Below are 19,936 nucleotides of genomic sequence, written 5' to 3'. Positions count from 1 at the left end.
GCGGTCAGCCGCGGCGGCCGACCTCCCACACCGAACCGACGACGGCGAACCCGCGGCGGGCGTACCAGTGCCGCGGCCAGTCCCCGGCGTGTGCCTCCAGGACGACGAGGTCGCAGCCGGCCTCGGCGGCGAGCGTGACCAGCCGGGCGAGGACCGCGTCGCCGTACCCGCGGCCGCGGACGTGCGGCTCGGTCATCACCGACTCGATCGCGGCCGTCCCGCCGTCGACCCGCACCTGACCGGCGGCCACCGGGCTGCCCTCCTCGCGGACCGCGACGTCGGTGACCGCCACCACCGCGTCGGTGCGGTGCTCGCGGCCGACGAGCTGGGCGACGACCTCGTCGAGCTCGGGCAGAGCGGGCAGGTCGCGTCGCCAGGAGCGGTCCCACAACCCGTGCAGCTCGCGCTGGTCCACCACCTCGGCACGAGCGCCGCCGTCCACCGGGGTGGCCGGACGAGCCATGACCAGCAGCTCCGAGACCTCCCAGCCTCGACCGGCCAGCTCGGCGGCGACCGTCCCCGCGCCGGGCCAGCGCAGCACGGCGGCGGGGGAGGGCAGCCCGGACCCGAGCGCCGTCCGCTCGACGGTCGCGGCGTCGACCGGGGCGGTCAGGAACACCGCGTTGTCGTCACGCGAGTGGGGGTAGCGCGGATCGGCCACCAGCACGCCGCCGGGGACGTCGCGCACCTCGGGTGCCCGCCGGACCGCCAGTGAGGTGTGCAGCGCCACGGCCCGGCCGAACGCGTCGTCCGGTGCCGGCAGCACCGGCTCGACCGGCGGCCGCCACGGGACGACCGCCACCACGGCCGACGTCGGCAGCGGTCCGTAGATGTGGGGGAAGCGGGTGCCGGGCGGGTCCTGCGGGTGCCCCGGTTCCCAGCGCAGGGGGGCGGTCAGGCGCGCGGCGTCGACGACGAGCAGCACCAGGTCGCGGCGGCCCGGGAACAGCCGCCCCGCGGGCAGGTGCACCTGCCCGGGCGTGGAGAGGTGGACGAAGCCGACGTCCGCCAGCGACGGCGGGCGCACGGCGCCGCTGTCCAGGGCGGCACGCCACGCCCACGCCTCCGTGAGGTGGACGAGGACGCTCGCGGTCATCCCGCCATCCTGCCGACGGGGGTGGGGGCCGGTCACCGTCGGGCGGCCTGCGCACGGCGACTCCGGGACCGACCCGGCCGGCTCCTGCTCAGGTGACCTGCGTCATGGCAGGTGTCCCGCAGGGGTCATTAGCGTGGCGCCCGGCCCTGAGAGGCCCGGGTCGTCCTACACACGGCCCTCCGCCGGTCGAGCAGCGTCGCCGCTGGCTGAATTCCCATGACCGCATGGGTGCCCCCTCGCCTGCTCCCTGGAGGACCTGCTCTGTGACTGCCGCTCGCGTCCTGACCTCGACCGGCTCCAGTCCGACGTCCCGCCCTGACCTCCCTGTGCCACGCCCGGAGGCGCAGGGGTCTGCCCCCGCCCATCGACGGGAGCTGTGGTTGACCGGGGCGTCGCTGGTCGTGACGTGCGCTGTGGCGGCCGTCGTCGGGGTGTTGCTGATCGTGCAGCTGACCCACGAGGTCTCCCAGGCGCATGTCCTGCGGGCAGTGCTCGGGGCTCTGGGCAGCCTGGCCATCGCCGTCCTCGTCTATGGGGGACTGGTCTACCAGCTGGCCCGGTGGGGCCACTTCCGGAGGCTGCTCTCCGCGGAGGTCGCGGATCCCGCGGATCAGGACGAGCTGTTCGAGCCCGACGCCGAACCGGGGAAGCTGACGGTCCTGATCCCCTCCTACCGCGAGGACGTGGCCGTGGTGCGCCAGACGGTGCTGTCGGCCGCGCTGCAGGACTACCCGGACCGACGGGTGGTGATCCTGGTGGACGACCCGCCGGCACCGGACGCCCCGGGGCACGTCGCGGCGCTGGACGCCGTTCGCGGGCTCCCCGCGCAGGTGTACGCCCTCGTGGCCGATCCGGCGCGCGAGCTCGCAGAGGAGGCACACGCCTTTGCCCGCCGCACCGGTCACTCCACCGACGTCCCCCGGGAGCTCCTGGTCGAGGAGGCCCGGTGGGTGGAGGACCTCTACGAACGCACTGCTCACTGGTTCGACCGGCAGTTCGCGGCCGAACACGCCGAAGACCACACCGCACGCCTGTTCAGCCGGCTGACCTTCGGTGCCCGTGCGATCGCCTGTCGCGAGCGGGCGGCCGAGGTCGCCGCGTCCCGGGCGGCCGGGACGCTGACCCTGGGCCGGCTGCGCCGTGACCACCAGCGCCTGGCCTGCCTGTTCGCCGTCGAGGTGACCGTCTTCGAGCGCAAGAGGTACGCCAACCTGTCCCATGAGGCGAACAAGGCGATGAACCTCAACTCCTACATCGGGCTGCTCGGCCGACGCTGGCAGGAGGTGCACCGTCCGGACGGGGTGCACCTCGAGCCCGTGCCCGCGCCGACGCGGTCGCCACGACCGGCCCACGCGGACCCGCAGACGGTGATCGAGGTCCCGGCCAGCCGCTGGCTGCTCACCTTGGACGCGGACAGCCTCCTCGCGCACGACTACTCGGCCCGGCTGGTGCAGGCCATGAGCCGGCCGGAGCAGGTCCGGACCGCGGTGATGCAGACGCCGTACTCGGCCGTTCCCGGCGCCCCGGGCCCGGTCGAGCGAACCGCGGGCGCCACCACGGACGTCATGCACGTCGTCCACCAGGGCACCACGCACTTCGACGCCACCTACTGGGTCGGCGCCAACGCACTGCTGCGGACGGACGCGCTCGCCGACATCGCCACCACCGAGCAGGAGGGGTCCAAGGAGGTGACGCGGTTCATCCAGGACCGCACGGTGATCGAGGACACGGAGTCGACCGTCGACCTGGTGGATGCCGGCTGGAGGCTGCACAACTACCCCGCGCGGCTGGCCTACAGCGCCACCCCCGCCGACTACGGGGCGTTGCTCATCCAGCGCCGACGGTGGGCCAACGGCGGCCTCATCATCCTGCCCAAACTGCTGCGGTCCTACCGACGTAGCGGGCTGCGCGGCAGGACCGCCGAGGCGGTCATGCGCGTGCACTACCTCATCAGCATCGCGACGGCGAACCTGGCGCTCCTGTTCCTGATGTTCGTCCCGCTCGAGTTGGACGTCCCCGTCGCCCTGCTGGTCGGGACGTCCGTCCCGTACTTCACCCTCTACGCACGCGACCTCCGCCTCATGGGCCGGCGGCGCCGCGAGCTGCTCGAGGTCTACGCGCTCAACCTGCTGATGCTCCCCGTCAACCTCGGTGGCGTCGTCATGTCAGTGCGTCAGGCGCTGACCGGTCGGCGGATCCCCTTCGGCCGGACGCCGAAGGTGAGCGATCGGACGGCCGCTCCGGCCCTCTACGTCGCCTCGACCCTCGTCCTGCTCGCGTTGTGGGCAGTCGGCGCGACGGTGGACGCGGTCGCCGGCCGGGACCTGCACGCAGTGTTGGGGGGAGCCAACGCCGTGTTCCTCGCCGTGGCGGTCACGCGGTACATCGGTTGGCGTCACGCACTGGACGACCTGACCGCACCGCTGAAGGGCCGGCTGCGACGGGGGCCCTCCATCCGGGACGACGGGGAGTGGCCCGGCGAGCTGGCTGCCGACCCTGGAGCGGGTCCCCAGGCCGTGGTGCCGATCCACGCCGTGCGGGACGCCGCCTGACAGAACTGTGTCGGCTCGGGCCCGCGACGGCTCGGACGCCTCACCAGCCGGGACCGTCGAGCGGCGCGTCGGGGTCGACGCCGTGCTCGGACAGCGCCGCCTCGACCGCGTCGCACACGGTGCGGACCACCGTGACGCGAGCGGAGCGCTTGTCGTCGGCGGCGACGACGTGCCACGGGCCCCGGGGGTGGTCGGTCCGCTCCAGCATCTCCTCGACGGCGGCCTCGTAGGCGGGTCGCTTCTCGCGGTTGCGCCAGTCCTCGTCGGTGAGCTTCCAGGCGCGGTAGGGGTCGTCCCGGCGGGACTCGAAGCGGCGCAGCTGCTCCTCGGGGGAGACGTGCAGCCAGAACTTGACCAGGACCATCCCCTCGGCGGCCAGCGTGGTCTCCAGGTCGACGATCTCGGCGTAGGCCCGGCGCCACTGGTCCTCGGTCGCGAACCCCTCCACCCGCTCGACCAGGACGCGCCCGTACCAGGTGCGGTCGAGGACGGCCATGCCGCCCCAGCCGGGCAGCACCGGCCAGAACCGCCACAGGAAGTGGTGCCGTTTCTCGTCGTGGGTCGGCGCGGCGAACTGCGCCACCCGCACGTGCCGAGGGTCGAGCTCCTCCACCAGGCGCTTGATCGCGCCGCCCTTGCCGGAGGCGTCCCAGCCCTCGAAGAGCACGCACAGCGGCGGGCCGAGCTCGCCGGAGCCGATCTGCCCGCCGAGCAGCAGGCGCAGGTGCACCAGTCGCTGCTGGGCCCGGGCGAGCTGTTCCTTGGCGTCGCGCTTGGACAGGCGGGCGCCGAGGTCGACCTCCGAGAGACGGCTCATGGCCGGAGCCTGGCACGACGCCGAACGGTGTGCGCGGAGGAGCAGTTCTCACCGCTCGGATCGCGCATCGGCGCACAGCGGTCGGGTGAGTTCACCTCGCGTGCTGGCGCACCCAGGCGTGCATGGCGATCCCGGCCGCGACGCCGGCGTTGATCGACCGGGTGGAGCCGAACTGGGCGATCGACAGCACCCCGTCGGCAGCCGCCCGTGCCTCCGCCGTCAGTCCGCTGCCCTCCTGACCGAAGAGCAGGACGCAGGCGCGGGGGAGCGGCTCGGTCTCCAGTGGCCGGGCCCTGGGCAGGTTGTCGACGGCCAGGAGCGGCAGGGCCTCCGCGCGCGCCCACGCGGCCAGCGACGCGACGTCGGGGTGGTGCCGGACGTGCTGGTACCGGTCGGTGACCATCGCCCCGCGCCGGTTCCAGCGCCGCCGTCCCACCACGTGCACGGCCTCGGCGAGGAAGGCGTTCGCCGTCCGGACGACGGTCCCGATGTTGAGGTCGTGCTTCCAGTTCTCGATGGCCACGTGGAAGGGGTGCCGGCGCGGGTCGAGGTCGGCGACGATCGCCTCGACGGTCCAGTACCGGTAGCGGTCGACGACGTTGCGGCGGTCCCCGGCGGCCAGCAGCTCGGGGTCGTAGCGGGGGTCGTCGGGCCACGGTCCCTCCCAGGGGCCCACGCCCACGCCGTCGACGGGGGTGAGTTCCCTCTCGGCCTCGGTCACCGGGCCGACGCTAGTGGGACCATGGGAGGCGCCATGACTGCCCTGCCCCTGGTCTTCGACGCCCCCCGCCGAGGCAAGCCGCCCCGCCACCTCGCCGACCTGACCCGCGAGGAGGCGCGTGCGGCGGTGGCCGAGCTCGGCCAGCCCGCCTTCCGCGCCGACCAGCTGTCGCGGCACTTCTTCCGCGGCGTCACCGACCCGGCGCAGATGACCGACCTGCCCGCCGCGGTGCGCGAGACGCTCACCGGCGCGCTGCTGCCCGGCCTGCTGACGCCGGTGCGCCACCAGTCGGCCGACGGCGGGCGCACCCGCAAGACGCTGTGGCGGCTGCACGACGGCGCGCTGGTGGAGAGCGTGCTGATGCGCTACCCGGACCGTGCCACCGTCTGCATCTCCAGCCAGGCCGGGTGCGGCATGGCCTGCCCGTTCTGCGCCACCGGGCAGGGCGGGCTGACCCGCAACCTGTCCGCCGCGGAGATCATCGGCCAGGCCGTCGCGGCCGCCGCGGCGATGGCCGACGGGGAGATCCCCGGCGGCCCCGGCCGGCTGTCCAACGTCGTCTTCATGGGCATGGGCGAGCCGCTGGCCAACTACGCGCGGGTCCGGAAGACGATCGACGCCCTGGTGACGCCGGCGCCGCACGGGCTGGGGCTGTCCCAGCGCTCGGTCACCGTCTCGACCGTCGGCGTCGTCCCGGCGATCCGGCGGCTGACCGAGGAGGGGCTGCACGTCACCCTCGCCGTGAGCCTGCACGCTCCCGACGACGAGCTGCGCGACACCCTGGTGCCGATCAACACGCGCTGGAAGGTCGGCGAGGTCGTCGCCGCGGCCGACGCCTACGCCGAGCGCACCGGCCGCCGCTACTCGATCGAGTACGCGCTCATCCGCGACGTCAACGACCAGCCCGAGCGCGCCGACCTGCTCGGCCGGCTGCTCGCCGGGCGCCGCGCGCACGTGAACCTCATCCCGCTCAACCCGACGCCGGGCAGCCCGTGGGACGCCAGCCCGCTGCCGGCCCAGCGCGAGTTCGTCCGGCGGCTGCGCGCGGCCGGCGTGCCGACGACGGTCCGCGACACCCGCGGCCAGGACATCGACGGCGCCTGCGGTCAGCTGGCCGCGGCCGACCGGGTGGAGGGCGTCCCCGCCGTCGCGCTGCCGCAGCCGTCGCTGGAGCCCCCGGTGGAGCTGGGCGCCGAGGCCGACGAGTGAGCGAGCGGGGGGAGTCGACCCCGCCGGCGGCCGAGGCCCACGAGCACAGCCACGCCGACGTCTCCGGCGGGTGGCTGCGCGCAGCCGTCTTCGGTGCCATGGACGGCCTGGTCACCAACACCGCGCTGGTCGCCGGCGTGGGTGGCGGCGGCGCGGCGCCGCGGGCGATCGTGCTCGCCGGCATGGCCAGCCTGGTGGCCGGCGCCATCTCCATGGCGCTGGGCGAGTACACCTCGGTGAAGACCCAGAACGAGCAGCTCGACCTCGAGGTGGCCAAGGAGCGCCTCGAGATGGAGCGCAACCCCCGCGGGGAGCTGGCCGAGCTGGTGCAGATGCTGCGGGTCCGCGGGGTCGACGCCGACCTCGCCCAGCGCGTGGCCGTCCAGCTGCACCGGGACCCCGACGTCGCGCTGCGGCTGCACGTCGTCGCCGAGCTCGGTCTCAACCCCGAGGAGAAGCCCTCCCCGACGACCGCGGCGGTGTCGTCGTTCCTCACCTTCGGGACCGGCGCGCTGGTCCCGCTGCTGCCGTTCCTGCTCGGGTACTCGCTGCTGTGGGTGGCGCTGCTGTGCGGCGGGGCCGGCCTGGCCGTCGCCGGCGCGCTGTCCTCGCGCTTCACCCCGCGCCCGTGGTGGTTCGCCGCTGCCCGTCAGCTCCTCTTCGGGGCGCTGGCCGCCGGGGTCACCTACGCGATTGGCGTGGTGATCGGCGTCAGCGTCGCCTGAGACGGCGCGAGGCCCGTCCCGGAGGGGGACGGGCCTCGCGTCAGGGCCGACGGCGGTGCGTCACTGGCTGCGCCAGGCGTTCTTCCGCCGGAAGTAGTCCATCACCTTGATGAGGATCATGAGGGCGACGAGGGCGATCAGCCAGTAGTCCTCCATCCGGCCCTCGTGGTTCCCGATGAGGTAGGCCGCCAGGAAGATGATCGCGACCCACGAGGCGATCCGGCCGGCCCGGCCGGTCTCCCCGTGCCAGCCCCACTCCTCGGGCCGCTCGTGCTCGACCGGGGCAGCGTCGTGGCGGACGACCGCCTCCTCGCGCCCGGGCTGGTTGACCCGCTCGGTCGCGGGGTGGTCCGTCGCGATCCGCTCGCGGTGGGTCTGCTCGCTCACGCTCTCTCCTCGCCGGCGCTCGTCGATCGCGCTCGCGGCGCTGCCGTGTCCACGGCTCGCTCGCAAGCTCGCTCGCTGTGCATTCTGTCAGGAGCCCCTGGGACCCACCGCCCGAGGGAGGGCGGCGCGCCGTCCTCGGGGAGGATGCACCCGTGAGTGACTGTGCCGTCCTGCCGGCTCCGCCGGGCGGGATCGAACGGGGAGCACGATGAGCGACCTGCGCGAGGTGACCGTCCTCGGGTCCACAGGCTCGATCGGCCGGCAGGCGATCGCCGTGGCCGAGCAGAACCCCGACCGACTGCGGATCACCGGGCTGGCGGCCGGTGGCGGCGACGTCGGCCTGCTCGCCGAGCAGGCCCTCGCCCTCGGCGTCCGGACGGTCGCGGTCGCCCGGGCCACCGCCGCCCAGGACCTGCAGCTGGCCTTCTACGCCGCCGCCTCGAAGCGGGGCTGGTCGGCCGGCCAGTTCGCCCTCCCCGAGATCCTCGCCGGGCCGCGCGCGGCCGAGGAGCTCGCCGCCCGCCCCGCCGACGTGGTGCTCAACGGCATCACCGGCTCCATCGGCCTCGGGCCCACCCTCGCCGCGCTCGGCGCCGGGCGGACCGTCGCCCTGGCCAACAAGGAGTCACTCGTCGCCGGGGGAGCGCTGGTCACCGCGGCGGCGGCGCCGGGCCAGTTGGTGCCCGTGGACTCCGAGCACTCGGCACTGGCGCAGTGCCTGCGCGGCGGTGCTCGCAGCGAGGTCGCGCGGCTGGTGCTGACCGCCAGCGGTGGGCCGTTCCGGGGCCGCAGCGCTGCCGACCTGGACGGCGTCACGGTGGAGCAGGCGCTGGCCCACCCGACCTGGGCCATGGGGCCGGTCGTGACGATCAACTCGGCGACCCTGGTCAACAAGGGCCTGGAGCTCATCGAGGCGCACCTGCTCTTCGGCGTCCCGTACGCCGACATCGACGTCGTGGTGCACCCGCAGTCGATTGTCCACTCGATGGTGACCTTCGCCGACGGCGCCACCATCGCCCAGGCCAGCCCGCCGGACATGCGCCTGCCCATCGCACTGGCGCTGGCCTGGCCCGACCGGCTGCCGCACGTCCAGCCGGCGCTGGACTGGTCGACGGCGAGCACCTGGGAGTTCGCCCCGCTGGACGCCGAGGCGTTCCCCGCCGTCGCGCTGGCCCGCTCGGCGGGGGAGGCGGGGGGCGTGGTCCCGGCGCTGTACAACGCGGCCAACGAGGAGGCGGTCGCGGCCTTCCTGGCGGGTCGGCTGTCGTTCCGGGGCATCGTCGACCTCGTCGCGCGTACCCTCGACGACGCGCCGGACCTCGGCGCCCCCACCTGCGTCGAGGACGTCCTGGCGGCGGAGAAGTGGGCCCGGCAGCACGCCGGGGGTGTGATCGCCGGAGGCTGAGCTGAGCGGGTTCCTCCTGACCGTCCTCGGGATCGTCGCGTTCGCCGTCGGCCTGCTGTTCTCCATCGGCTTCCACGAGTTCGGCCACTTCTTCTGGGCCCGGAAGTTCGGCATGCGGGTGCCGCAGTTCATGGTCGGCTTCGGCCCCACGATCTGGTCGCGCCGGAAGGGCGAGACCGAGTACGGCATCAAGGCCGTCCCGCTCGGCGGCTACATCCGCATCGTCGGGATGATCCCGCCGGCCGAGGAGGGCGAGAGCAGGCGCGCCACCCGCATGCGCAGCTTCATCGCCGAGGTGCGCGGGCAGGCGCTCAACGACGTCCTGCCCAGCGATGCCGGCCGGGTCTTCTACGCCAAGCCCTGGTGGCAGCGGGTCATCGTCATGTTCGCCGGCCCGTTCCACAACCTGGTGCTGGCCGTGCTGTTCTTCGCCGTCACGTTGACCGCCGTGGGCACCAGCGTGCTGACGACGACGGTGCGGGACGTGCCGGCGTGCGTGCTGCCCGCAGGGGCCGCCAGCGCCACCGCCGAGGACCCCTGCTCGGTCCCCCTCACCGCGGACGGGCAGCTGTGCGAGGCCGGCGCGGCCGGGTGCGCGCAGCCGCAGCAGAGCCCCGCCGCGGCCGCCGGGCTGCGCCCCGGGGACACGATCGTGGCCATCGGCGGCCAGCGGCTCGACCGCACCGCCTACGACAGCTGGACGGCGGTCCAGGACGCGATCCGCAGCCACCCCGGTCAGGAGCTGTCGCTGACCATCGAGCGGGACGGCGAGCAGCGCGACCTCACCGTCACACCGATCGCCAACACGGTGTACGTCGAGGCCGGCAGCGACGAGACCACGACCGCCGGCTACCTGGGCGTGTCGCCGACCGCGGAGCTGGCGCGCCAGTCGTGGAGCGACGTGCCGGGGTACTTCGGCATGATCGTCGTCAACTCGGTGGAGCGGCTGGTCGAGATCCCCGAGAAGATCCCGCAGCTGTTCCGCGCGGCCTTCCTCGGCGAGGAGCGGGACGAGAACGGGCCGATCGGCGTCGTCGGCGTCGGCCGGATCTCCGGTGAGGTCTTCGCCATCCAGGAGTTCTCCGGCGCGGAGAAGCTGAGCTTCTTCCTCAGCCTGCTGGCCAGCGTCAACCTGGTGCTGTTCCTGTTCAACCTGCTGCCGATCTACCCGCTCGACGGCGGGCACGTCGCGGGGGCGCTGTACGAGAAGGCCCGGGCCACCGTCGCCCGGCTGCGCGGCCGCCCCGACCCGGGGCCGTTCGACATCGCCCGGCTCATGCCCGTGGCCTACGTCGTGGCGGGGTTGTTCATCGTGCTGTCGGGCCTGCTGCTGGTGGCCGACATCGTCAACCCGATCACGCTGCAGTAGTCGCCGGCGGGGGTCACAGCCGCAGGCGGCGGCACCGCGCTGCTCAGCGGGCGATACTGGGTGTCATGGCGACCCCCGTCAGTCTCGGCATGCCCGCTGCGCCCCCGCCCGTCCTCGCCCCCCGACGGAAGACCCGGCAACTCGACGTCGGTGGCGTCGGGGTCGGCAGCGACTCCCCGGTCAGCGTGCAGTCGATGACGACGACCAAGACCGCCGACATCAACGCGACCCTGCAGCAGATCGCCGAGCTCACCGCCGCCGGCTGCCAGATCGTGCGGGTCGCCGTCCCCGACACCGACGACGCCGAGGCGCTGCCGGCGATCGCCAAGAAGTCGCAGATCCCGGTGATCGCCGACATCCACTTCCAGCCGCGCTACGTCTTCGCCGCGATCGACGCCGGCTGCGCCGCCGTCCGCGTGAACCCCGGGAACATCAAGAAGTTCGACGACCGCGTCGGCGAGATCGCCAAGGCGGCCAAGGACGCCGGCATCCCCATCCGGATCGGGGTCAACGCCGGCTCCCTCGACAAGCGGCTGCTGGCCAAGTACGGCAAGGCCACCCCCGAGGCGCTGGTCGAGTCGGCGCTGTGGGAGTGCTCGCTGTTCGAGGAGCACGACTTCCGCGACATCAAGATCTCGGTCAAGCACAACGACCCGGTGGTCATGGTCCGCGCCTACGAGCTGCTCGCCGCGCAGTGCGACTACCCGCTGCACCTGGGGGTCACCGAGGCGGGGCCCGCGTTCCAGGGCACCATCAAGTCCGCCGTCGCCTTCGGTGCGCTGCTCAGCCAGGGCATCGGTGACACGATCCGCGTCTCCCTCTCCGCGCCGCCGGTGGAGGAGGTCAAGGTCGGCACCCAGATCCTCGAGTCGCTCAACCTGCGCCAGCGCGGCCTGGAGATCGTCAGCTGCCCGTCCTGCGGACGGGCCCAGGTCGACGTCTACCGGCTGGCCGACGAGGTCACCGCCGGGCTCGACGGCCTGGAGGTGCCGCTGCGGGTCGCCGTCATGGGCTGCGTCGTCAACGGCCCGGGCGAGGCCCGCGAGGCCGACCTCGGTGTCGCCTCCGGCAACGGCAAGGGGCAGATCTTCGTCAAGGGCGAGGTCGTCAAGACCGTGCCCGAGTCGCAGATCGTCGAGACGCTCATCGAGGAGGCCATGCGCCTCGCCGCCGAGATGCCTGCCGGCGAGCAGGCCGACGCCGGGGTGCCCTCCGGTGCGCCCGTCGTCACCGTCGGCTGACCGACGCAGGTGCTCCGCACCCCGACCGCCCGGGTCCTCGACGAGACCGACGAACCGGCCGTCCGCCGCCTGCTGGCGACCGACCCGGTCGCCGCCTGCGTCATCGCGGGACGGGTCGAGGCCGCCGGTACCGCCGCCCGGGCGCTCGGCGCCCCGCTGTGGGGGTTCGGCGCGGGGCGCTCCCTGGAGGCGGTGTGCCTCGCCGGGGCCAACCTCATCCCCTTCGCGCTGCCCGGTGCGGAGCGGGCCGCGGCCGTGGCCTTCGCCGAGCGGGCCCGGCGGGCCGGCCGGCGCTGCTCGACGATCGTCGGGCCGGCCGCCGCCGTCGCCCCGCTGTGGGACCTCCTGCAACCCTCCTGGGGCCCCGCCCGTGACCACCGGCCCCGGCAGCCGCTGCTGGCCATCGAGGGGCCGCCCGCGGTGACGCCGGAGCCCCGGGTGCGGCCGGTGCGCCCCGACGAGCTGGAGGTCCTGCTGCCGGCGGCGGTGGCGATGTTCACCGAGGAGGTCGGCGTCAGCCCGCTGCGGGTCGACGGCGGGGCCGGCTACCGCGCGCGGGTCGCGGACCTCGTCCGCGCCGGCCAGTCGGTGGCCTGGATCGAGGACGACGAGGTCCTGTTCAAGGCCGAGATCGGCGCGGTGTCGCGGATGGTCTGCCAGGTCCAGGGCGTCTGGGTGGCCCCCGCCCACCGGGGGCGCGGCATCGGCACCGCCGGCACCGCCGCGGTCGTGGAGTACGCCCGCAGCGCGATCGCCCCCGTGGTCAGCCTCTACGTCAACGACTACAACGCCCCGGCCCGCGCCGCCTACGCACGGGTCGGGTTCCGCGAGGTCGGGCAGTACGCCAGCGTCCTCTTCTGACGGCGACCCCCGGCCCCGGGCCCGCGGCGGGAGCCGTGCCTCCCGGGGATCGGCGGTCCCGTCTGGAACGCTGTGCTCCTGTGCGGAGACGTCGCGGAGCAGTCCTGGGAACCACGCTGACGCTGCTGGCCGCGCCCGTGCTGGCGGCGTGCTCGGGCAACGCCGAGGACGACGTCCGCGCCGCCGCCGAGGCCTTCCTCCAGGACTGGGCGGCCGGCGACACCGCGGCCGCCGCCGGCGCCACCACCGACCCGGACGCGGCGAGCGCACTGCTCGAGCAGGCCGCCACCGACCTGCCCGGCGCCACCCTCACCCCGGAGCTGGGTGCGGTCACCGTCGAGGACGGCACCGCCACCGTCGACTGGACCGCCACCTGGGACCTCGCCGCCGCACCCGACTGGAGCTACCCCGCGACCCTGGGCCTGCGCGAGGCCGACGAGGGCTGGGACGTCGTCGCCGAGCCGGCGCTGGTCCACCCGGAGCTGGGGGAGGGCCAGCACCTGGTCGTGGAGCGGTCGCTGCCCGAGCGGGCGGCGATCACCGACGCCGACGGCCGGCCGCTGTTCACGCCGACCGAGGTGGTCAACGTCGGCGTCGACCCGGCGCAGGTGACCGACCTTCCCGCCCTCGCTGCGGCGCTCTCGGAGGCCACGGGCATCGCCGCCGAGGAGATCGTCGCCGACGTCCAGGCCGCGCCACCGGGTCAGTTCGTCCCGGTGATCACCCTGCGCCGGCCGGACTTCGAGGCGATCCGCGGACGGGTCTTCGACCTCCCCGGGGCCGTGTTCCCCACCGAGACGCGGCTGCTCGCGCCCAGCTCCCGGTTCGCCTCCGCGCTCCTCGGGCGGGTGGGTCCGGCCACCGCCGAGGTGCTGGAGGAGACCGAGCACGACGGCGTCCCGGCCTACGCCGCCGGTGACCAACTGGGGCTGTCGGGCCTGCAGCGCGCCCTCCAGGAGCAGCTGACCGGCACCCCGGGCTTCACCGTCAGCGTGGCCAGCACCGACGAGGACACCGGGGACCCCGGCCGGGAGATCGGCGCCGTCGCACCGGTGCCCGGCGCGCCGGTGCAGACCCCGTTGGTGCCGGCGGTCCAGAACGCCGCGGACGCCGCCGTCGCGGGCCAGTCCCTGCCCACGCACCTGGTGGTGGTCCGGCCCGGCACCGGGGAGGTGCTGGCCGTCTCCTCCAACGAGGCCGCCGCCGCGGGCAACGCGCTGGCCGGCCAGTTCCCGCCGGGCTCGAGCATGAAGACGATCACCGCGACCGCGCTGCTGTCGACCGGCCAGCTCACCCCGCAGACGCCGGTGGCCTGCCCGGGCACCTTCGTCGTCGACGGCCGCGAGTTCGAGAACCAGGACCAGTTCGACCTGGGCACGGTGCCCTTCACCGAGGCGTTCGCGCAGTCCTGCAACACCACCTTCATGGAACAGTCCCTGCAGCTGCCCGACGACGCCCTGTCCGTCGCGGCCGCCTCTTACGGCGTCGGTACCGACTGGCAGCTGCCGGTCGACGTCTTCAGCGGCAGCGTCCCGGCCGACAGCACCGGGACGACGAAGGCGGCCGACGCCATCGGCCAGGGGCAGGTGCTGATGAGCCCCGCGCAGCTGGCGCTGGTGGCCGCCGGCGTGGCGAGCGGGACCCCGGCGGCGCCCGTGGAGGTCGTCGGTGCCGAGCCGGCCGGCCCGGCCCCGGGCGGCCCCGACCCCGCGGTGCTCGACGCGCTGCGCCCGATGATGCGCGAGGTGGTGCTCTCGGGGACCGCCACCGCGCTGGGTGACCGCGGCGAGGTGTACGGCAAGACCGGGACCGCGGAGTACGGCAGCAACACCCCGCCGGACGCCCACGGGTGGTTCATGGGCTACCAGCTGCAGGGGCCACAGGGCGACATCGCCTTCGCCGTCCTGGTGGAGGGCGGGCAGTCCAGCAGCGCCGCCGTCGGGGTGACCGACGCCTTCCTCGGCGCCCTGGGCTGACGGCAGCAGACGGCAGCAGACGGCAGTGGTGACCTCTCACCGGCCCTGGTGGCGACGGGTCTCGTACCCCTCGATGTCGATGTCGTCGCTGCGGTCGGATCGGTGCTCCCCCCGGGACGAGCCCGGCGGGTAGGAGTCCGACACCCCCCGATCCCTTGGCCTGGATCGCCACGAACTCCGGCGCGCAGGAGATCGCACCGGACTCCTGACCGCCGCGTGCGCCGGCTGGCCGGGGTTCGTCGTGTCCCGCACGGCGACCGACCTGACCAACAACACGGCGCAGGCGTCCCGGATCGGCGCTCGGTCCGCGAGGTGTCCCGTCGGCCCATCGTGTGACGTCTTCCACATCCGGGCGAAGTGGTCTAACTTCTGCGCGTGCAGTCGTCAGACCAATCTCGGAGCGGGCGGCGCTATCTCGTCGTCGCGCAGACGTTGCTCACCCAGATCACCAGTGGGGAGTACGTCGCGGGTGACCGGCTGCCGGCAGACCGGTCGATCGCCGAGACCTTCGGGGTCTCGCGGGCAACGGCCCGCGAGGCACAGCTGGCGCTGGAGGTCATCGGTGCCGTGGAGGTCCGCCATGGCGACGGTGTCTACGTGCGTTGGCCACCGGCTCAGGTCGGCGGCGTCGACGGATCTCCGCTGGACGCGCCTCCGCGCGAGTTGATCGAGAGCCGGCGCTCCATCGAGCCGGTCGTCGCCGGTCTGGCGGCCACCCGGATCGACAGCGACACCCTGGCCGGGCTGCGCCGCAACCTGGACGAGGCCGCCGAGCTGGTCGACGACGACGCGGCGCTGCCGCGCTTCATGGCGGTCGGGCTGCAGTTCCACGCCGACCTGGCGCCGGGGTGCGGCAACAGCCTGCTGGCCGACATCGTGGCCCAACTGGTCAACGCCGAGACCCATCCCCTCTGGACGTTGGTCAACCAGCAGGCGATGCGCACCCGGGAGGCCCGGCTGGGTCAGCTCCGGGAACACCGGGATGTCGTGGCCGCCATCGCCGCCGGCGACACGTCTCGCGCGGAGCGAGCGATGAGCGCGCACCTGCGCGCCCTCGACACCGCGATCTTCCGTCCCCTGGCCGCCACCGTCACGGCCAGCTGACCGACCCCGTTCCGAGAGAGGCGCCGTCCGTGAGCGAACAGCCCCCCGCAGACCTCGTCATCCACGGCGGCACGATCGTCAACGCCGGCGGGTCCGTCCCCGCGACCGTCGTCGTCCGTGCCGGTCGCATCGACGCGGTGCTCGCCCCCGAAGCGCCACTGCCCCCGCACGAGCGCGCGATCGACGCCGCGGGCTCCCTGGTCCTGCCCGGCGGCGTGGACCCGCACTGCCACATCGGTCAGCGGCTGGGGGAGTACACCGCCCTGGACGACTACGAGTCGGCGTCCGTCGCGGCCCTGTGGGGTGGGACGACGACGGTCGTGGACTTCGCGATCCCCGACCCGGGGCAGACACCCCTCGCCGCGGTGGAGGAGCGACGGAAGCTCGCCGAGCGGTCCCGCTGTGACAGCGCACTCCACGGCTGCGTCGTGGACTGGGACGACAGCACCCCCGAGCAGATCGCGGCCATGGCGACGCTCGGTGTGCGCACGATCAAGCTCTTCACCACGTACCGCGACGTCGTCATGGCCGGTCCTGACACGATCCTCGAGGTGCTGCGCACCCTGCACGCGCAGGGCGGCATCGCCTACGTGCACGCCGAGGCCAACCACGTCATCGAAGACGCGCAGGACCTCGCTGCGGCCGTGGCCCGCGCCGACGCGGCGCACCACGGGGGAACGCGACCAGAGCTGGCCGAGGCCGCGGCTGTCGCGCAGGTCCTGGCGACCGCCGAGCACGTCGATGCCCCCGTCTACTTCGTGCACCAGACGACGGCGGAGGCCGTCGACCTCGTCCGGGACGCCCGTCGCCGCGGGGTCCGTGCCTACACCGAGACCTGCCCGCACTACCTGACGCTGGACTCCGCGGTCTACGACGGTCCACACCCAGAGCGGTTCGTCTGCTGCCCACCGCTGCGTGACCCAGCGACCGTGGCGCAGCTGCGCGCCAGGGCGCTCGTGGGCGACGTCGACACGATCGGGTCGGACAACTGCTGCTACTCCACGCAACAGAAGCTCCACCACCGCGAGGACGTGCGGCTCATGCCCAACGGCCTGCCGGGGGTCGAGACGCGGCTCCCGGTCGCCTACACCACGTTGGTGGCGGAGCGAGGCATGCCCGTCGAACGCTTCGTGGCCATGTTCTCCACCAACCCGGCGCGGCTGAACGGGCTGACCGGCAAGGGGATCGTCGCGCCCGGTGCCGATGCCGACCTGGTCGTGGTCGACCCCGCGGTCCGCCGCACGGTGCGGAACGACCAACTGCACATGCCCACCGACTACACGCCCTACGAGGGGCTGGACCTGGCCGGCTGGCCGTCGGCGGTGGTCTCCGGCGGCCGTGTCGTCCTCGACGGGGACGGCTTCTCCGACCCCGGCCCCGTGGGCCGGCCCCTGCACTCCCAGCCCATGGCCGAGCACCTGCTCACCTGAGGTCCGGTCGACCAGGACCCACACCGCGCCACGTCCGCCGGAGCCGCGAAGGGCTCCGGTGTCGGTACCGCCTTGCCTCTTCCCGCCCCGCCCTGCCGGACCCGCAGGGAACCCGCCTCCTCGTAGGAGCACCGCGATGGCCGCCACCCCAGTCCCCGAATCGCCGATGAGCCCCGCCGCGGAGGGCCTGCGGAACCGGGCGATGCGTGAGCTCGCCGATGCCCTGGACCGCATCCCGTTCCGGCGAGCCCACGTGTGGATCCTGGTGCTGGTCGCCTTCGGTGCCCTCTTCGACGCCATCGAGCAGTACAACGTCGGCCTGGCCGCTCCGTTGATCGCCGAGCAGTGGGACCTCTCCGGAGCGCAGGTCGGTCTGCTGACGACCCTGACCTTCGCGGGGATGGCGATCGGCTCCCTCATCGCCGGTGTGACCGGCGACCGCTACGGCCGACGCGTGACCTACATGTACAACCTGGCGCTGTTCACGCTCGGCGCGCTGCTCGCGGCGTTCGCGCCCAACATCACCGTCCTCCTCATCGCCCGGTTCATCGTCGGGATCGGGCTCGGCGGCGAGCTGAACACCGGACTGACGCTGGTCTCGGAGATCATGCCGACCAAGTTCCGCGGCGCGGCGGTCGCCACGGTGAACGTGGCCGCGGGCGGCCTGGGCATCTTCGCCTCATCCGCGTTGGCCGCCCTGGTCCTCGGTCCACTGGAGGCCGCGCTCGGCGGGCCGACGGTCGCCTGGCGCTGGCTGCTCGGGCTCCTGGCCCTCCCGGCGCTGCTCCTGTTCGCCTACCGCTGGTTCCTGCCGGAGTCGCCGCGCTACCTGTTGGTCGAGGGCAAGGTCACCGAGGCCAACGCCGTCCTCACCCGGCTCGCCGCCAACCGGCTGCGGGCGGTGAAGGGGATGGCGGTCACGCCCTACGTCGACGTGGTGGAGGGCTCGCGCCTGCCGCGGCAGCGGGTCCGCCTCGCCGAGATCTTCCAGGGCGAGCTGGCCCGTCGCACCCTGGTCATCTGGGTCGTGTCGGCGATGACCTTCGGAGCCCAGGTCACGATCACCGTCTTCATGCCCACGGTGCTCGTCGACCGGGGTTACGACGTCGGCTCCTCGCTCGCCTACACGACCATCATCAACATCGGCGGTCTCGTCGGCGCCGTCCTCGCCAGCGTCTTCGGCTACCGCTTCAAGCGCCGGGTCATCCTCGGCTACGGCGCTCTCGTGGCGGTCGTCGTCGCCTTCGCCTTCGGAACGGCGTCGAGCCTGGGGATGATCATCGCCCTGGGTGGCACGTTGCAGTTGATGTTCATCCTGCTCAACACGACGACGTGGGTCTGGGCCCCGGAGCTGTACCCGACGCGCGTGCGGGCGTTCGGTACCGGCGCCTCCGTCACCGTCGCCCTGGTGGCCGCATCGGTCGTCCCGCTCCTGGCCGGGGCCATCTTCGACGCCGCCGGAGCGGTCGGCATGTTCGTCCTGGTCGGCGTCATGTACGCCGTCATGGCCGTCGCCGTGCGGTTCGGTCCGGAGACGCAAGGGCTCTCCCTGGAGGACGTGAGCGAGACCGTGCAGCCGGCGGCCACGCCGGACGTGCGGCCCGGCACGCCGTCGGGCGCCGGCGGTCCCGTCGCCTGACCCAGGGAGCGACCGGACCGACCGAGCCGGCCGGGACCTCCCGGGGCCCGGACCGGAGCCCCGGCGGGTCTGCCCGACTCGACGGGCCCGGCGCCTCAGGCGTGACGGAAGGCGGCCCGCTCCCGGCGCTCGAACCGGCCCCGGGTGAGGCGGAGCAGCACGCGGAACGCCCGGCCGCCCTCCCCGAAGGCGGCGTCGACCTGTTCGGTGCTGAGCCCCGCCGCCGCCCACGGCAGCAGGAACGGCATCTCCCGCGGGCCGTGCCCGGCCTGCGCCGCGCGCTCGGCCGCGTCCCACTCGTCGGCCGACAGGTGCCGCTGGACCAGCGGCAGGGCCTCGGTCTCCTCGTGGGCGAGGTGCCGGCCGAGGCAGTCGCGGGCGGCGGCCACGCGGTCGGCCAGCCGGTCGCGGGTGGCGGCGTCCGGCACGAAGGCCAGCGCCGCGAAGCCGGCGCCGCAGGCGTCAAGCAGCGGGTCGATCAGCCCGTGCTCGGCCTCCATCGCCTCCAGCGTCGCCCGCCCGGCGGCGTCCCCCGCGGCGTCCACGTGCGCCAGCAGCAGCGGCCAGATGGCGGTGTCCTCGATGGTGTGGTGGTGGTGCAGCGTGGTGCCGAACCGCTCCCAGCGGGCGGCCAGCGCCCGCCAGGCGGCGCGGTCGTCCAGCGGCGTCCGACGGACCGCGGCGGCGAAGCGGTCCAGGTCGCGGCGGAACGCGTGGTGCATGACGTACATGCCGCTGAGGTCGTGGGGTCCGTCGGCCACGGCGGCCTGCCCGGGCAGGTCCAACTGGGGGCGGGGGCGGGCGTCGGTGGGCGTGCTCATCGGAGGTCTCCTGGGAGGCGGGGCCGGGCACTCGCTCCGGCGCCCTCACCGTCGGGCCCGCCGCTTGGAACCGGCTTGCGGCCCACTGGCGGAGGGGGTCAGCCCTCCGGCAGCCCCGGGAACGGGGAGGTCACCGGGGGACGGCCCGCGGCGCCCCGCCAGCCGACCGCACGCACCTCCGCCGCCCCGAGCTCGTCGGTGGCCAGCCGCCGCACCGACGACTGCACCGCCTGGTCGAGCACCCGCACCCAGGCCCGGGCGACGCCGTCCTCGAGGACGACGGCGAGCGCCGCGGCGTCGACCGCGGAGAGGACGGGGAACGGCAGCACGTAGCCCGCCGCCGCGGGGACGGGGTCGTCCCCGCGCTCCTCCAGCAGCGCCGCCAGCCGGTCCCGGACGTCGCGGTGGGCGTTCTCCGACGCCGCGGCCTGCCCCCGGGACTCGGGCGGCAGGCCCGCACCGACCGTGCCGTACCCCCACACGGCGGCGTGCTCGGCGGAGAGCGCCTCGCGCAGCGCGGTGGTCTCGGTGCCCTCGTCGAGGACGCCGTCGTCAGCCATGTGCGGCTCCCCTCGGCCCGGCG

Annotated in this window: 17 protein-coding genes; 11 read left to right on the top strand and 6 right to left on the bottom strand. The window is 74.1% G+C overall.

From position 1 onward, the window contains the following. Positions 1-4: 4 nt before the first annotated feature. Positions 5-1,096 (bottom strand): GNAT family N-acetyltransferase, encoded by a 1,092-nt coding sequence (locus tag ACI79C_RS14365; RefSeq protein ID WP_456946341.1) that lies wholly within the window; start codon positions 1,094-1,096, stop codon positions 5-7. A gap of 413 nt (positions 1,097-1,509) precedes the next feature. Between ACI79C_RS14365 and ACI79C_RS14360 the strand changes: the two genes are divergently transcribed. Further along, on the top strand, positions 1,510-3,648 hold the full coding sequence (locus tag ACI79C_RS14360; protein ID WP_456946340.1) for a glycosyltransferase family 2 protein: 2,139 nt from the start codon (positions 1,510-1,512) through the stop codon (positions 3,646-3,648). A gap of 40 nt (positions 3,649-3,688) precedes the next feature. Here ACI79C_RS14360 and ACI79C_RS14355 read toward each other — a convergent pair whose 3' ends face one another. Both ACI79C_RS14355 and ACI79C_RS14350 read right to left on the bottom strand, forming a co-directional pair. Then, a complete protein-coding gene (locus tag ACI79C_RS14355; RefSeq protein ID WP_456946339.1) occupies positions 3,689-4,465 on the bottom strand; it encodes a polyphosphate kinase 2 family protein in 777 nt (258 codons plus the stop codon). Positions 4,466-4,556: 91 nt separating this feature from the next. Beyond that, entirely contained in the window at positions 4,557-5,186 is a 630-nt protein-coding gene (locus ACI79C_RS14350; protein ID WP_456946338.1) for a TrmH family RNA methyltransferase, read from the bottom strand. 33 nt (positions 5,187-5,219) lie between these two features. Between ACI79C_RS14350 and rlmN the strand changes: the two genes are divergently transcribed. Next, positions 5,220-6,395 carry a 23S rRNA (adenine(2503)-C(2))-methyltransferase RlmN gene (rlmN, locus tag ACI79C_RS14345; RefSeq protein WP_456946337.1) on the top strand — a complete coding sequence of 392 codons (1,176 nt, stop codon included), beginning with the start codon at positions 5,220-5,222 and terminating at the stop codon, positions 6,393-6,395. Continuing rightward, the gene (locus ACI79C_RS14340) at positions 6,392-7,120 is read left to right on the top strand and encodes a VIT1/CCC1 transporter family protein (protein ID WP_456946336.1); all 729 of its coding nucleotides are present in this window, start codon (positions 6,392-6,394) and stop codon (positions 7,118-7,120) included. Before rlmN ends, ACI79C_RS14340 begins: the two co-directional genes overlap by 4 nt. A 60-nt stretch (positions 7,121-7,180) precedes the next feature. Here ACI79C_RS14340 and ACI79C_RS14335 read toward each other — a convergent pair whose 3' ends face one another. Beyond that, on the bottom strand, positions 7,181-7,507 hold the full coding sequence (locus ACI79C_RS14335) for a DUF2631 domain-containing protein (protein WP_456946335.1): 327 nt from the start codon (positions 7,505-7,507) through the stop codon (positions 7,181-7,183). A gap of 208 nt (positions 7,508-7,715) precedes the next feature. On the opposite strand from ACI79C_RS14335, the gene dxr reads away from it, so the two are divergent. The 8 genes from dxr (at position 7,716) to ACI79C_RS14295 (ending at position 18,532) form a co-directional block, all read left to right on the top strand. Continuing rightward, positions 7,716-8,912, top strand: a complete 1,197-nt coding sequence (gene dxr / locus ACI79C_RS14330) for a 1-deoxy-D-xylulose-5-phosphate reductoisomerase (protein ID WP_456946334.1) — start codon at positions 7,716-7,718, stop codon at positions 8,910-8,912. Between the two features lies 1 nt (position 8,913). Then, the gene (locus ACI79C_RS14325) at positions 8,914-10,281 is read left to right on the top strand and encodes a M50 family metallopeptidase (protein WP_456946427.1); all 1,368 of its coding nucleotides are present in this window, start codon (positions 8,914-8,916) and stop codon (positions 10,279-10,281) included. Positions 10,282-10,346: 65 nt separating this feature from the next. Further along, positions 10,347-11,522 (top strand): flavodoxin-dependent (E)-4-hydroxy-3-methylbut-2-enyl-diphosphate synthase, encoded by a 1,176-nt coding sequence (gene ispG / locus ACI79C_RS14320; protein ID WP_456946333.1) that lies wholly within the window; start codon positions 10,347-10,349, stop codon positions 11,520-11,522. Between the two features lie 9 nt (positions 11,523-11,531). Beyond that, positions 11,532-12,383 carry a GNAT family N-acetyltransferase gene (locus tag ACI79C_RS14315; RefSeq protein WP_456946332.1) on the top strand — a complete coding sequence of 284 codons (852 nt, stop codon included), beginning with the start codon at positions 11,532-11,534 and terminating at the stop codon, positions 12,381-12,383. Between the two features lie 80 nt (positions 12,384-12,463). After that, complete coding sequence (locus tag ACI79C_RS14310) at positions 12,464-14,359, top strand: penicillin-binding transpeptidase domain-containing protein (RefSeq protein ID WP_456946331.1); 1,896 nt, start codon at positions 12,464-12,466, stop codon at positions 14,357-14,359. 375 nt (positions 14,360-14,734) lie between these two features. Then, positions 14,735-15,463: a FadR/GntR family transcriptional regulator gene (locus ACI79C_RS14305; protein WP_456946330.1), complete on the top strand. Its 729-nt coding sequence runs from the start codon at positions 14,735-14,737 to the stop codon at positions 15,461-15,463. A gap of 29 nt (positions 15,464-15,492) precedes the next feature. Further along, on the top strand, positions 15,493-16,893 hold the full coding sequence (locus ACI79C_RS14300; RefSeq protein ID WP_456946329.1) for an amidohydrolase family protein: 1,401 nt from the start codon (positions 15,493-15,495) through the stop codon (positions 16,891-16,893). Between the two features lie 136 nt (positions 16,894-17,029). Continuing rightward, positions 17,030-18,532, top strand: coding sequence for an MFS transporter (locus ACI79C_RS14295; protein ID WP_456946328.1), 1,503 nt, complete (start codon positions 17,030-17,032; stop codon positions 18,530-18,532). Between the two features lie 95 nt (positions 18,533-18,627). Here ACI79C_RS14295 and ACI79C_RS14290 read toward each other — a convergent pair whose 3' ends face one another. Both ACI79C_RS14290 and ACI79C_RS14285 read right to left on the bottom strand, forming a co-directional pair. After that, the gene (locus ACI79C_RS14290) at positions 18,628-19,353 is read right to left on the bottom strand and encodes a hemerythrin domain-containing protein (protein WP_456946327.1); all 726 of its coding nucleotides are present in this window, start codon (positions 19,351-19,353) and stop codon (positions 18,628-18,630) included. 98 nt (positions 19,354-19,451) lie between these two features. Next, positions 19,452-19,913, bottom strand: a complete 462-nt coding sequence (locus ACI79C_RS14285) for a ferritin-like domain-containing protein (protein ID WP_456946326.1) — start codon at positions 19,911-19,913, stop codon at positions 19,452-19,454. Positions 19,914-19,936: the final 23 nt, after the last annotated feature.

The sequence above is a fragment of the Geodermatophilus sp. SYSU D00697 genome (genome assembly GCF_054050175.1).
This window is presented reverse-complemented; position numbering and strand designations above follow the sequence as displayed.

What these genes read in the sequence shown, in the direction of transcription:
- ispG (WP_456946333.1), top strand. Translation starts at nt 10,347, where the DNA reads ATGGCGACCCCCGTCAGTCTCGGCATGCCCGCTGCGCCCCCGCCCGTC.
- ACI79C_RS14285 (WP_456946326.1), bottom strand. Translation starts at nt 19,913, where the DNA reads ATGGCTGACGACGGCGTCCTCGACGAGGGCACCGAGACCACCGCGCTG.
- ACI79C_RS14295 (WP_456946328.1), top strand. Translation starts at nt 17,030, where the DNA reads ATGGCCGCCACCCCAGTCCCCGAATCGCCGATGAGCCCCGCCGCGGAG.
- dxr (WP_456946334.1), top strand. Translation starts at nt 7,716, where the DNA reads ATGAGCGACCTGCGCGAGGTGACCGTCCTCGGGTCCACAGGCTCGATC.
- ACI79C_RS14365 (WP_456946341.1), bottom strand. Translation starts at nt 1,096, where the DNA reads ATGACCGCGAGCGTCCTCGTCCACCTCACGGAGGCGTGGGCGTGGCGT.
- ACI79C_RS14290 (WP_456946327.1), bottom strand. Translation starts at nt 19,353, where the DNA reads ATGAGCACGCCCACCGACGCCCGCCCCCGCCCCCAGTTGGACCTGCCC.
- rlmN (WP_456946337.1), top strand. Translation starts at nt 5,220, where the DNA reads ATGACTGCCCTGCCCCTGGTCTTCGACGCCCCCCGCCGAGGCAAGCCG.
- ACI79C_RS14355 (WP_456946339.1), bottom strand. Translation starts at nt 4,465, where the DNA reads ATGAGCCGTCTCTCGGAGGTCGACCTCGGCGCCCGCCTGTCCAAGCGC.